The 13,341-nt window shown below is 65.8% G+C and carries 12 protein-coding genes; 6 read left to right on the top strand and 6 right to left on the bottom strand.

Annotated elements, in window-relative coordinates:
• Positions 1–172: 172 nt before the first annotated feature.
• From AUL32_RS14145 to rsmA, 6 genes are all read left to right on the top strand, one after another.
• Positions 173–1,366: an LptF/LptG family permease gene (locus tag AUL32_RS14145; RefSeq protein ID WP_062116057.1), complete on the top strand. Its 1,194-nt coding sequence runs from the start codon at positions 173–175 to the stop codon at positions 1,364–1,366.
• Positions 1,363–2,442 carry an LPS export ABC transporter permease LptG gene (lptG, locus tag AUL32_RS14140; protein WP_062116055.1) on the top strand — a complete coding sequence of 360 codons (1,080 nt, stop codon included), beginning with the start codon at positions 1,363–1,365 and terminating at the stop codon, positions 2,440–2,442. The genes AUL32_RS14145 and lptG overlap by 4 nt, the downstream gene beginning before the upstream one ends.
• Before the next feature lies 1 nt (position 2,443).
• Complete coding sequence (locus AUL32_RS14135) at positions 2,444–4,900, top strand: LPS-assembly protein LptD (RefSeq protein WP_244497874.1); 2,457 nt, start codon at positions 2,444–2,446, stop codon at positions 4,898–4,900.
• Positions 4,901–4,997: 97 nt separating this feature from the next.
• A complete protein-coding gene (locus AUL32_RS14130) occupies positions 4,998–5,933 on the top strand; it encodes a SurA N-terminal domain-containing protein (RefSeq protein ID WP_061976393.1) in 936 nt (311 codons plus the stop codon).
• A gap of 10 nt (positions 5,934–5,943) precedes the next feature.
• Positions 5,944–7,011, top strand: coding sequence for a 4-hydroxythreonine-4-phosphate dehydrogenase PdxA (gene pdxA, locus AUL32_RS14125; RefSeq protein ID WP_062116052.1), 1,068 nt, complete (start codon positions 5,944–5,946; stop codon positions 7,009–7,011).
• Positions 7,008–7,838, top strand: a complete 831-nt coding sequence (gene rsmA, locus AUL32_RS14120) for a 16S rRNA (adenine(1518)-N(6)/adenine(1519)-N(6))-dimethyltransferase RsmA (protein ID WP_062116049.1) — start codon at positions 7,008–7,010, stop codon at positions 7,836–7,838. The genes pdxA and rsmA overlap by 4 nt, the downstream gene beginning before the upstream one ends.
• A 58-nt stretch (positions 7,839–7,896) precedes the next feature.
• On the opposite strand, the gene gmk is transcribed toward rsmA, so the two are convergent.
• The 6 genes from gmk to fabG form a co-directional block, all read right to left on the bottom strand.
• Entirely contained in the window at positions 7,897–8,574 is a 678-nt protein-coding gene (gmk, locus tag AUL32_RS14115) for a guanylate kinase (protein WP_061976396.1), read from the bottom strand.
• Complete coding sequence (locus AUL32_RS14110; RefSeq protein ID WP_062116046.1) at positions 8,571–9,458, bottom strand: YicC/YloC family endoribonuclease; 888 nt, start codon at positions 9,456–9,458, stop codon at positions 8,571–8,573. Before AUL32_RS14110 ends, gmk begins: the two co-directional genes overlap by 4 nt.
• Positions 9,459–9,506: 48 nt before the next feature.
• Complete coding sequence (mltG, locus tag AUL32_RS14105; protein WP_062116044.1) at positions 9,507–10,631, bottom strand: endolytic transglycosylase MltG; 1,125 nt, start codon at positions 10,629–10,631, stop codon at positions 9,507–9,509.
• A gap of 164 nt (positions 10,632–10,795) precedes the next feature.
• Positions 10,796–12,061: a beta-ketoacyl-ACP synthase II gene (gene fabF, locus AUL32_RS14100; protein WP_062116042.1), complete on the bottom strand. Its 1,266-nt coding sequence runs from the start codon at positions 12,059–12,061 to the stop codon at positions 10,796–10,798.
• A gap of 40 nt (positions 12,062–12,101) precedes the next feature.
• Positions 12,102–12,338 carry an acyl carrier protein gene (locus AUL32_RS14095; protein WP_026358398.1) on the bottom strand — a complete coding sequence of 79 codons (237 nt, stop codon included), beginning with the start codon at positions 12,336–12,338 and terminating at the stop codon, positions 12,102–12,104.
• Between the two features lie 228 nt (positions 12,339–12,566).
• Positions 12,567–13,304, bottom strand: coding sequence for a 3-oxoacyl-[acyl-carrier-protein] reductase (gene fabG, locus AUL32_RS14090; protein ID WP_062116040.1), 738 nt, complete (start codon positions 13,302–13,304; stop codon positions 12,567–12,569).
• Positions 13,305–13,341 lie beyond the last annotated feature (37 nt).

Below are 13,341 nucleotides of genomic sequence, written 5' to 3'. Positions count from 1 at the left end.
AGGGCGCGATTGCAAGGGTGGTCAACATTATAAGAAAGCGGTAACCATTTTTGTTCGCCCTTCTTTAGCCAAGCTGGAGCAGTCTACCGCAGCCAGACATGTCGAACGAACGGGTTCGAGAGCTGCGCCGACAACCGGCGCCCGAAACGGGACTGCCGGAACCAAGAAACGCATGAAGCTTATCGAACGCTACATCTTCAAGCGAGTCGCGCTCTACACCGGTGGCTCGCTGGCCGCGCTCGTCATGATCGTGTGGATCGTCCAGGTCCTCCAGCGCCTCGACATCGTGCGAACCAGCGCCACGGCGGCGGGCGACATCGTCTGGATCGCCCTCATGCTGATGCCGGATCTGGCGGCGGGCGTCATTCCCTTCGCGCTCCTGATCGGCGCCATCCAGGCCCTGAACTCGCTGAACGCCGATTCCGAGCGAGCGGTGATCGCGGCGGCCGGCGGCTCGCGCAAGGTGATCTTCAAGCCTATCCTTTATCTCGCCTTCGGCGCGGCGGCACTCATCGTCATCAACTCGAACTTCGTCGGACCGGCCGCCTCCAGCGCCTTCCAGAACGGGATTCGCGCCATCAATGCCGACGCGATCAGCCTCTTTCTGCAGCCCGGCCGCTTCGAGCGGGTGCAGGACGGACTGGTGATGAGCATCGACGAGGCACGAGGCCCGAACGTGCGCGGCCTGTTCCTGTCCGACACGCGCGATCCCACGCTGGACCTCACCTATTTCGCCAGGGAAGCGCAGGTCGTGGAGCGCCAGGGCCAGTCCTATCTCGTGCTGGACGACGGCCAGCTGCACCGCCGCAACAACGCGGACGGCACGGTCTCGATCATCGAATTCCAGACCTACGCCTTCGACCTCGCCAATCTGCGGCCGGTGGAAACGGGCGACTGGATCCGCATGTCGGAACGCACGACGCGCGAGCTCCTGAACCCCGACCCGAACGACAAGGTCTTCCAGCTCCACCCCAACCAGTTCGTTGAAGAACTGGCGCAGCGGCGCACCGACTGGCTCTTCCCCATCGCCTTCGCGCTCTGGGCCCTGGTGGTCGCGGCCCATCCGCGCACCAACCGCCAGGGGCCGGGAGCGGCCATGGCGCTCGGCCTGTCCGGCGCGCTGGCGCTCAAGGCGATCGGATTCGTGTCGCTCTCCTTCATCAACAAGGACCCGCGCTACGCCGCGCTGATCTACTCACTGCCGATCTCGGCGATCCTGTTCGACATCTGGCTCCTGTGGCGCGACGTGAACGTGACGGAAAGCGCGATCGTGCGCCGCACGAGCGACGGGTTCCGCTGGATCGGCCGCCAGCTGGCCCGGCTCCTTCCCTCCGATCGCCGCCAGGCAGGCGCGGGTGGCGCATGAAACGCTCGACCATCAACTTCTACTTCCTGCGCCGCTATCTCGTCAGCTTCATCTCGACGCTGACGGCGGTCTTCGCACTGACCTATCTCATCGACATGATCGAGGTCAGCCGGCGCGGCGCGGCGGCGGATGTCGGCTTCGCCACGATCGCCACGATCTCGGCGCTGCGCGTGCCCGCCTTCATCGAACAGGCCTTTCCCTTCATCATCCTGTTCTCCTCGATCTTCACGCTGGTGACGCTCAACCGGAAGCTGGAACTCGTGATCGCGCGAGCCGGCGGCATGTCGGTCTGGCAGATCCTGGCGCCCTTCGCCTTCGGCTCGTTCCTGATCGGCCTCGTCGCCGTCGGGCTCTACAATCCGATCGCCGCTTCCGCGCAGGCCCACTCGGCTAAGCTCCAGACGGCCGCCGCCGGCGTCGTCAGCCAGAACTCCGACCGCTCGCCCTGGCTGCGCCAGACCGGCAAGGGCGTCGAATCCATCATCGGCGCCAAGGCGGTGTCGGACGGCGGCGCGACGCTGGGCGGCGTCACGGCCTTCATCATGCGCGAGGAAGGCGTCGTGTCCGAGCGTATCGACGCCGGCCGGGCCCATCTCGAGAACGGCGCCTGGCGGATCGAGAATCCGCTGGTGACCCGCGTCGGCTCGCCGCCGGTGCGGGAGGATCTCGTCCTCCTGCCCACCACGCTCCTGCCCGAGTTCATCGAGCAGCGGCTGGCGAATCCGGACGCGATCTCCATCTGGCATCTCGGCAGCAAGATCGAAGTGGCCAGGAGCCTGGGTTACAACGCCGACGCTTTCGCCATGCGCTTCCACGCGCTTCTCGCCCGCCCTGCCCTGTTCGTGGCCATGACGCTCGTCGCGGCCACCGTAGCTGTGCGCTACACGCGATTGGGACAGTCGAGCGGCACGATCGTCGGTGGCGTCGCTGCGGGCTTCGTGCTTTACGTCGTAACGTTCCTGGCGCAGGCGTTGGGAAGCAACTCCGTGATTCCGGCTGTCGTGGCAGCCTGGTTTCCGGTCGTGGCGGCGGGATTGTTCGGGACGACAATCCTGCTCCATCAGGAGGACGGATAGAATGACAGCGAGGGGGAACTCGCGCCGATGGGGGGCCGGGGGTCGGTCGCTTCTCAAGGGCGCTCTCCTGACGGGCGCCGCGATCTCGGCCGTCATGGTCGGGGCGATGGACGCGCGCGCGCAGACATCGCTCGGCGATCTCGGCACTTCCGTCTCGGTGCCCGAGGGAACGCAACTGTTCCTGGAAGCCGACACCGTCACCTACGACAGTGACAAGCAGGTCGTCACCGCTTCGGGCGGCATCCAAATCGACTATGGCGGCTACAAGCTCGTCTCGCGCAACATCACCTACGATCAGGCCGCGCGCCGGCTTGTGGCGTCGGGCGATGTCGAGCTGATCGAGCCCTCGGGCAATAAGATCTATGCCGATTCGATCGACCTGACCGACGATTTCGCCAATGGCTTCATCCAGGCGCTGCGCATCGAGACGCCCGACAACACGCGCTTCGCCGCGGGCCAGGCCGTGCGCCAGAACGGCGACACGACGACCTTCGAGCGCGGCGTCTACACCGCCTGCGAAGCCTGCGAGAAGCATCCCGAGCGCCCGCCCCTGTGGCAGGTGAAGGCGCGCCGTATCGTCTGGGACCAGAAGAACAAGGTCGTGCGCTATTACGGCGCGCGCTTCGAGCTGTTCGGCAAGCCGCTCGCTTATCTCCCCTATTTCGCCTCGCCCGACCCGACCGTGAAGCGCCAGAGCGGCCTGCTTCCGCCGAGCGTCAAATCGACATCGAAGATCGGCGTCGGCCTGCGCGTTCCCTATTACATCGCGATCGACGAAAGCTCGGACGCGACCGTCGCCGGCACCTATTTCACCAAGCAGGGATTCCTGGCCGAGGCGGAATACCGCAAGGCGTTCGAGAACGGCTATTTCACGCTGCAGACCGCCGGCATCGCCCAGCTCGATCCGGGCCGGTTCAGCGACTTCCGCTCCGACACGGTGATCACCAATCTCGATCCGGCCGATCGCGACCGGGGCATGATCGGCACGACCGGCCGTTTTGCCCTCAGCGACCAGTGGACCTTCGGCTGGGACGTGCTCGCCCAGAGCGACACGAATTTCAGCCATGTCTACCAGATCGAGAATTTCGATCAGCTCTACCGCACCAACGAGATCTACCTCACGGGCCTCGGCGACCAGAGCTTCTTCGACCTGCGCGCCCAGAGCTTCGACGTCCAGACCGAGAACACGCTGACGAACCGCGTGCAGCCCTATGTGCTGCCCTCGCTCGACTACCAGTACATCAACGAGAATCCGGTCCTCGGCGGCCAGCTGCAAGTGGACGCCAACGTCACCAACCTGCGGCGCGAGGCGACGAGCCCAGGCTACCTTCTCCTGTGCGACCCCAGCCGCTTCAACGCCGGCACCTGCAACGCGTCGCTCGGCTTCCCCTACCGCTCGGACGTGTTCCGGCGGAACGTGCTGGAGGGCGACTACACGCGCTCCAGCGTCGACGCCAAGTGGAAGCGGACGCTGACCACCGATTTCGGCCTTCAGGTCACGCCTTCGGCCAGCCTGCGTGGCGATCTCTACCGCGCCGACATGGAAGCCCAGGGCATTCCCGCACTCACGACCTCCAGCCTCGGCCTCGGCGGCATCGAGGTGGACGAGTCCGGCGCGCGCGGCATGGCGACGGCTGGCGTCGACGTTCGCTATCCCTATCTGATCGAGACGGCGAATTCCTCGCATGTCATCACGCCGATCGCCCAGCTTCTGGTGCGCCCCGACGAGATGAAGTCCGGCCAGCTACCGAACGAGGACGCGCAGAGCCTCGTGTTCAACGCGGCCAATCTCTTCGAAGACGACAAGTTCTCCGGCTACGACCGGATCGAGGGCGGGACGCGCGCCAATGTCGGCGTGCAGTATGGCGGCGTCTTCGGCGCGGGCTATGCGATCGACGCGGTGTTCGGCCAGTCCTTCCACCTCGCGGGCGAGAACCCGTTCGCGCAGCCGGATCTCGCGCTTGTCGGATACGAGTCGGGCTTGGAGCACGACCGATCGGACTACGTCTCCTCACTCGCCGTCTCGACGCCGATCGGCGTCAATTTCGGCGCGCAGGGGCGTTTCGACAAGGACGATTTCAGCGTTCGCCGCACGGACTTCATGTCCGGCCTGACCTACAAGCAACTCGACGCCTCGGTGGTCTATTCGCAGATCGCCGCGCAGCCGATCTACAGCTTCCCCGAGGACCGCAAGCAGGTCTCGATCGCCGCGAACTACAAGGTGACGGACCAGATCCGCACCTTCGGCTCGCTGACCTACGACCTCGAGAACGAGACGATGATCAACCGCACCTTCGGCATCGGCTATGCCGACGAGTGCTTCAGCCTCATCGCGCAGTACCAGAACACCGACGACCAGTACCGCCTGACGGATTCGCGAACCAAGCTCATGGTCACGCTTTCGTTCCGCACCCTGGCCCAGGTCGGATACAGCTATGGTCTTGGCTCCACGAATTGATCTGTTAAAAGACCATTGTTTCGCCAAAGCCGTCGCATAGCAGCGATGACGTGCGGCCGGATGACCGGCCGCATTCAGAGCGGGAGATAGGCACACCATGACCGCACGCACCCTTGCCCGACAGTTCGCCGTCTGTTCGGCTCTGGCTGCCCTTCTGCTCACGGGCGGAGTGTCCGCCGCGCCGGCCCAGGCCGCGTCGGAGATCAAGGTCATCGTCAACAAGCAGGCCATCACCAGCTTCCAGATCCAGCAGCGCGCCGCCTTCTTGAAGCTGCGCCGCGCGCCGGGCGGCACGCAGGCGGCGACCGACGAACTGATCGACGAAGCGCTGAAGTCGCAGGAGACCCGGCGTCGCGGCATCCAGATCCCGGATGCGGCGGTGGACGAGGCCTTCGCCCGCTTCGCGCGCGACAACAAGCTGACTGAAGCGCAGCTCGCCGAGGTTCTCGGCCGCGCCGGCTTCTCGGCCAAGGGCTTCAAGGATTACATCCGCGTGCAGATGGGCTGGGGTCAGGCGGTGATCGCCAATGTCCGCCAGACCGAGCGCCTGACCGAGCAGGAAGCCGTGCAGCGCATGATCCAGCAAGGCGGCAAGAAGCCGACCACGACGGAATACACGCTGCAGCAGGTCATTTTCGTGGTGCCGGAGGACAAGCGCGCCTCGCAGCTCGACAAGCGCATGAGCGAAGCCAATGCCATGCGCCAGCGCTTCACCAGCTGCCCCGCGACCTACGACATCGCCAAGGGCCTGCGCGACGTGACGGTGCGCGATCTCGGACGGATCCCGCAGCCCGAACTGCCGCCCCGCTGGAAGGACGATGTCGTCAACGCCTCGCGCGGTCGCACGACGAAGGCGCAGGCGACCGAGCGCGGCGTCGAGTTCATCGCCATCTGCGACAGCCGCTCCGTTTCGGACGATCAGACGGCCGCCATGGTCTTCCAGGCCAACGACATGGAAGCCATGGGCAAGAAGGAGCCCGACAAGGCGTTCCTGAAGAAGCTGCGCGACAAGGCGGCGATCATCCGTCGATAAGCCGATATCCATGCCAAGCGAACTCGCCGCCGGGCCGGATGGCCGCGCACTTCTGGTCACGGTCGGCGAGCCTTCGGGCGTCGGGCCGGACGTCACGCTTCTGGCCTTTCGCGACCGCGAGACGCTCGACCTTCCCCGCTTCGTGCTCCTGGCCGATCCCGACATGATCGCCAAGCGCGCCGAGCGGCTGGGGATCGAGGTGTCGATCCATCGGATCGCAAGCGTGGCGGAGAGCGCGTCCGTGCCGGCCTCCGAACTCGCCGTTCTGCCGCTCGTGAACCATCATCTGGAAGAGCCCGGCCAACTCGACCCGGCTAACGCCGCCGGAACGATCGAGGCGATCGATCGGGCGACGCGCCTCGTCCTGTCGGGCGAGGCCGACGCGCTGGTCACCAATCCGATCGACAAGAAGGCGCTCTACGACGCCGGCTTCGCCCATCCCGGCCATACGGAATATCTGGCGGAACTCTGCGGCACGCTGACGGGCGAAACGCTACAGCCGGTCATGCTTCTGACAGGTCCAGAACTCTCCTGCGTTCCCGTGACGATCCACATTCCATTGGCCAAGGTTCCGGCCGCGCTGTCGACCGACCTCATTCTCTCGACCGCCCGCATCGTGATGGCCGATCTTCAGGCGCGGTTCGGGCTCGACGCGCCGCGTCTTGCAATCTCAGGCCTCAATCCGCATGCCGGCGAGCGTGGAGCCATCGGCAGCGAGGACGAGACAATGATCCGCCCGGCGGTCGCGATCCTTCAGGCCGAGGGGTCCGACGTGGTCGGGCCGCTGCCCGGCGACACGATGTTCCATCCCGAGGCGCGCCGGCGCTACGACGTGGCGCTTTGCATGTATCACGACCAAGCACTCATCCCCGCCAAGACGCTGGCCTTCGACGAAACCGTGAATGTCACGCTCGGCCTGCCCATCATCCGCACGTCGCCCGATCACGGTACGGCGGGCGACATTGCCGGAACCGGCACGGCGCGGCCCAACAGCTTCGTGGCCGCACTCCGGCTCGCCAGCCGCATGGCGAAGATTGCCCGCGAGACCGGCCTCGACACGCTTGAGGCGGCGTCTTGACCCTCGCCTTCGACGGCCTGCCGCCGCTGCGCGAAGTCCTGGCGGACCACGGCATCGATCCGCGCAAGGCGCTCGGGCAGAATTTTCTTCTCGATCTGAACCTGACAGGGCGGATCGCCCGACAGGCCGGCCTGCTCGAAGGGCAGACGGTGATCGAGATCGGCCCCGGCCCCGGCGGCCTGACGCGCGCACTTCTGGCCCATGGCGCAGCCCATGTGATCGCGATCGAGAAGGACCCGCGCTGCCGACCGGCGCTGGAGGCGATCGGCGCGCATTATCCCGGCCGCTTCACGCTGGTCGAGGGCGACGCACTGGAGATCGATCCCGCCAGCCTGACGGACGGCCCCTTCAAGATCGTCGCCAACCTGCCCTACAATGTCGGGACGCAGTTGCTCCTGAACTGGATCACGGTTCCCGTCTGGCCGCCGCGCTGGATCGACCTGACGCTGATGTTCCAGAAGGAAGTGGCCGAGCGGATCGTCGCCGGTGCCGACGACGATCATTATGGCCGTCTCGGCGTGCTTGCGGGATGGCGCACCCAGGCCGAAATCCTGTTCGACGTGTCGCGCGAGGCTTTCACACCGCCGCCGAAGGTGACCTCGGCTATCGTCCAGATCGTGCCACGCCCGGAGCCCCTGCCCGTCTCGCTGGCCGATCTGGAAAAGGTCACTGCCGCCGCCTTTGGGCAGCGGCGCAAGATGCTGCGCCAGAGTGTGAAACCGGTCGGCGGCGAGGCGCTGCTGGCCCGCGCCGGCATCGACCCGACACGGCGAGCCGAAACGCTCGAAGTCGCGGAGTTCGTGCGCCTCGCCAACGCGCTTCAATAGAATAAACGAAAACGGCGCCCGAAGGCGCCGTCATTCCATTGAGCGCGAAGCCGAATCCTTAGCGTTCCGACGCCTTCGCCGCTTCGTCCAGAAGCTGTGTCGTGAAGTCGAACAGGCCCGGGCGCCGATCGCGCCGCAGCCGTTCGGCGTTGACGATCGACAGGACCGCCGAGAAGGCGCGGTCGAGATCGTCGTTGATCACGACATATTCGTAGTCGCGCCAGCGCTCGATCTCGATGCGGGCGTTTTTCAGCCGCATGGCGATCGTGTCCTTGGAGTCCTCGGCCCGGCGCGTCAGGCGCTGGGCGAGCTCGTCCATGGAGGGCGGCAGAATGAAGATCGAGACGATGTCGGTCTTGGCCTGCTCCTGAAGCTGCAATGCGCCCTGCCAGTCGATGTCGAAGAGCATGTCCCGCCCCTCGCGCATCGCCTGCTCGGCCGCCGCACGCGGCGTGCCGTAGAAATTGCCATGCACTTCGGCCCATTCGAGAAGCGCGTCGGACGAGCGCAGCCGCTCGAACTCCTCCACCGTGATGAAGTGGTAATGCACGCCGTCGATCTCGCTCGGCCGCCGCTTGCGCGTGGTCACGCTGATCGAGAGCGAGAACTTCTTGTCGAGTTCGAGGAGATTGCGCGCGATCGTGGACTTCCCCGCGCCGGACGGCGAGGAAATCACCAGCATCAGCCCCCGTCGCGCGATCGGCGGATTCGTTTCGACATCCAAGAGAGGCTTCATTCTAGATTCTGAACCTGTTCGCGAAACTGATCGACGACGACCTTGAGCTGCAGACCGATGGCGGTCAGCGAGGCCGCATGAGACTTGGAGCAGATCGTATTCGATTCCCGGTTAAATTCCTGCGACAGGAAATCGAGCCGACGACCGACAGCGCCGCCTTCGCCAAGAAGCGCACGCGCGGCGACGATATGAGCGTTCAGCCGGTCTAGCTCTTCTTGGATATCGGCCTTGGCCGCAATCACCGCCGCCTCCTGATGAAGCCGCGCAGGGTCGAGCCCCGTCTCGGTTCCCAGCAAATCCCCGACCTGCCGGCGCAGTCGCGCCTGAATCGCTGTCAGCGAGCGAGCGGGATCATCGCTTGCGGCCTGCGCCAGCGTCTCGATCTCGTCGACCCGCGCCTCAAGAATGGCACGCAGGGCCGCGCCTTCGCTCTGCCGGGCCGCGACCAACGCGTCGATCGCGGCATCGAGCCCGTCCAGAATGGCCGGCGCGCGCTGGGTGAACCAGTCCGCCGTGTGCGCCTCGTCCGACACCTCGATCACGCCGCGCAGAGCCAGCAAGCCGTCGGCGCGCGGGGGCGCGGCGCGCCCGGCCTGCACCAATTCGTCCGAAAGGCGAAGCAGTTCGTTCAGGAACGGCTGGTCGATGCTGAAATTGGCGAGGTTCTCCGGCCGGTCCAACGTCAGCGAAACCTGCAAATTGCCGCGCGACAGCCGGGCGCCGAGACGCTTTCGGGCCTCCGCCTCAAGGCTTTCGAAGCCTGGAGGCAGGCGCAGCCGCGTCTCCAGCCCCTTGCCGTTGACCGAGCGCAACTCCCAAACGAAGGCCGCGTCGTCGGCCTGTCCCTCGAAACGGGCAAAGCCCGTCATGCTACTGACGGGCATTGTTCGATGTCCTCTTAAGGTCGAACGGGGCGAGAAGCGAAAGTCGCCTCATTCGACCGCCGCTTCTGGTGGCGCCGGCTGGCCACGCTCGGCGGCCGCGCGCCGTTCAATGTCGCGCAGGCGCCGCACGTTGTTGTTGTGCTCGTCCAGCGTGCGCGAGAAGGCGTGCCCCCCGGTGCCGTCCGCGACGAAGTAGAGATCGTCCGTGGCGAGCGGATGCGCCACGGCTTCCAACGCCGCGCGGCCGGGATTGGCGATCGGGCCGGGTGGCAGGCCGCGAATGACATAGGTGTTGTAGGGCGTCTCGCTGGCGATGTGCGACTGGCGGATCGGCTCGTCCGACGGCTTTCCCGCTCCGCCCCAGATCCCATAGATGATGGTCGGGTCGGACTGAAGACGCATGTTCTTCCTCAGCCGGTTGACGAAGACCGAGGCGACATGGGGTCGCTCGGCGTCGATGCCGGTTTCCTTTTCGACGATCGAGGCGAGCGTCACGAACTGGCCGACGTCGGACACCGGCAGCCCGTCCTGCCGCCCCTTCCAGATCTCGGCCACGAGCTTGGACTGCGCCGCCGACATCTGCGACACGAGCTCGGCGCGGCTGAGGCCGCGCGTAAACTTGTAGGTTTCGGGCAGCAGCGAGCCTTCCGGCGCTTCGGGCGGCAGATCGCCCACCAACGCCTCGTCGGCGGAAAGGCGCGCGTAGATCTGCGCCACGGTCCAGCCTTCGGGAATGGTGATCGCATGGAGGATCGAGTTGCCAGAGCGGATCGTGTTCATTACGTCGCGCATGCTTGCGCCGGGCGCGAACGCATACTCGCCCGCCTTGAGCTGGCCGGCGGCGCGCTCGAAACGCGTTCCGTATTCGAAGATGCGAGCGTCGCTGACGATGCCGTTGCGCTCGAGCGCCGTCGAAATGCCTTCCAGACCGCCGCCCTTGGGAACGAGGAAGGTCGCCTCGGTCTGGAGCGGACCTGGCCCGTCGAACTGCGTCTTGCCCCAATAGACGACCGCGCCCGCTGCCAGAACCAGCGCCAGGGCGCCACTGAAGCAGAAGCTCAGGAAGGCTACGAAGCTGTTCTTGGCGGATTTGGAGCGGATGCGCCGCTTGGCGGCGGCATCGTCCGCCTGGGAAGGCCGCTCATGGAAGGATTCGTCAGAACCGGTCATCATGAGGTTCCCTTCGACTTGGACCGGACGAGACGCGGCGGCGCCCGGCGCCGCGCTCCTCGATCGCTGAATAGGTCAGGCCAGCGGGCGCCCGCTCGCCCGCGCAACAAGGCATCCGAACCATCATTCGAATGTGGCAAAAGCCGGTTCGAACGAGGCGCCCGCGTTCACGCCTTGTAGCGGCGCAGGACGAGCGAGGCGTTGGTGCCGCCGAATCCGAAGGAATTCGAAAGGGCCACGTCGATCTGCTTCTCGCGCTTGATCTTGGGCACGAGGTCGATCTGCGTTTCCATCGACGGATCTTCCAGATTGAGCGTGGGCGGCGCGACATTGTCGCGGATCGCCAGCGCACAGAAGATCGCCTCCACCGAACCGGCGGCGCCCAAGAGGTGGCCGATGGATGATTTGGTCGAGGACATCAGCACATTGGGCGCGGACTCTCCCAGCACGCGCTCGATGGCGCGCAGCTCGATCTCGTCGCCGAGCGGCGTCGAGGTGCCGTGCGCGTTGACATAGTCGATCTCGGAAGGCGCGATGCCGGCGCGTTTCAACGCCATGGTCATGCAGCGGAAAGCGCCGTCACCGCTATCGGCGGGGGCGGTGATGTGATGGGCGTCGCCGGACAGACCGTAGCCGATCACCTCGGCATAGATGCGCGCGCCGCGCGCCTGCGCATGTTCCAGCTCTTCGAGGACAACGATACCCGCGCCCTCGCCCATGACGAAGCCGTCCCGACCCTTGTCGTAGGGCCGCGAGGCGACGGTCGGGTTGTCGTTGTAGCTGGTGGACAGCGCCCGGCAGGCCGAGAAGCCGACGATGGACAGGCGGCCCACCGGCGATTCGGCCCCGCCCGCGACCATGACGTCGGCATCGCCGAGCATGATGAGGCGCGCGGCGTCGCCGATCGCATGGGCGCCTGTCGAACAGGCGGTGACCACGGAATGGTTCGGTCCGCGCAGCTTGTTGCGGATCGAGACGTGGCCGGACGCCAGATTGATGAGGCTGCCGGGAATGAAGAAGGGGCTGATGCGACGCGGCCCCTTCTCCGCAAGAAGGAGCGCGTTGCGCTCGATGCCCTGGAGACCGCCGATGCCGGAGCCGATCATGACGCCGGTGGCGCACTGATCCTCGTCCGTTTCGGGGTGCCAGTCGGCATCGTCCAACGCCTCGGAGGCGGCCGCCACGGCGTACACGATGAAATCGTCGACCTTGCGCTGCTCCTTGGGCTCCATCCAGAGATCTGGATTGAAAGTGCCCTCGGTGCCATCGCCTTTCGGGATCTGGCAGGCGATCTGACACGGCAGGTCAGACACTTCGAAACCTTCGATTCGACCGGCCGCGCTGCGGCTTTCGAGCAAACGTTTCCAAGTGACTTCGACACCGGCGCCGAGAGGGCTGACCATACCGACGCCGGTAATGACGACTCGTCTCATTCCGTACTCATGTGCAGCGGCGGACGCATCCGCCCGAGCGTTAGGCCTGGTTCTTCTCGATGAACTTCACCGCGTCGCCGACCGTCAGGATGGTCTCGGCCGCGTCGTCCGGGATTTCGACGCCGAACTCTTCCTCGAAGGCCATGACGAGCTCGACCGTGTCGAGGCTGTCGGCGCCGAGATCGTCGATGAAGGAGGCGTTTTCCGTCACCTTCTCCTGCTCGACGCCGAGATGCTCGACGACGATCTTCTTAACCCGTTCAGCGGTATCGCTCATAGTCATTCCTCAGTTGGATTGGCTTCCGTCGCTTCGTTAGACGCCGGAGTGTGGTTAATCAAGAAGCGCGCCCAAGTCGGGCGCGCCCGAAATGCCGAACGACGGAGATCGCCCACCTCGGCGGCTTAGCACGGCGCCGCCCCCCATCCAAGGCGGGAGACCGGCGCTTGGGACGCTGGAAACCGTTTGCAAACAACGTGTGCGTTCGCCCCGGCTCCAATGTCCGTGTCAGATCATCGCCATGCCGCCGTTCACGTGCAGCGTCTGCCCCGTGACATAGGCGGCTTGGTCGGACGCAAGATAGAGCGCGGCGGCGGCGATGTCCTCGCCCGAACCCATGCGACGCATCGGAATGGCGCCCATGATCGCCTCCTTCTGCTTGTCGTTGAGCTTGTCGGTCATGGCGCTCTGGATGAAGCCGGGCGCGATGCAGTTCACCGTCACGTTGCGCGAGGCGATTTCCTGCGCGAGCGACTTGGAAAAGCCGATCATGCCGGCCTTGGCCGCGCAGTAGTTCGCCTGACCGGGATTGCCGGTGACGCCGACGATCGACGTGATGTTGATGATGCGGCCGTAGCGGCGGCGCATCATCTGGTGCGTCAGGGCGCGCGTCAGGCGGAAGACCGAGGTGAGATCGACCTCGATCACCCGGTCCCAGTCCTCGTCCGACATGCGCACGAAGAGGCCGTCCTTGGTGATGCCGGCGTTGTTGACCAGAATGTCGACGCCGCCGAGCGCGGCATCGGCGGCTTCCGCCAGCCCCGCCTGCCCTTCGCGCGAGCCGAGATCGGCCGGCAGGACGTGAACCCGGTCTCCGAGTGAGGTGGCGACCTCCTCCAGCTTCTCGCGCCGCGTCCCGTGCAGGCCGACGCTGGCGCCTGCGCCGTGCAGCGCTCGGGCGATCGCCTCGCCCAAGCCGCCGCTGGCGCCGGTGACGAGAGCCTTGCGGCCGGTGAGATCGAACATGGATGCGTCCTCGATTTCGAGTGGAGCCGGCGGGCGG

Origin of the sequence: Aureimonas sp. AU40 (assembly GCF_001463785.1) — a bacterium.
Taxonomy (GTDB): Bacteria; Pseudomonadota; Alphaproteobacteria; order Rhizobiales; family Rhizobiaceae; genus Aureimonas.
The sequence above is the reverse complement of the archived record's forward strand: the minus strand, read 5'-3'. Positions and strand labels throughout refer to the sequence as shown.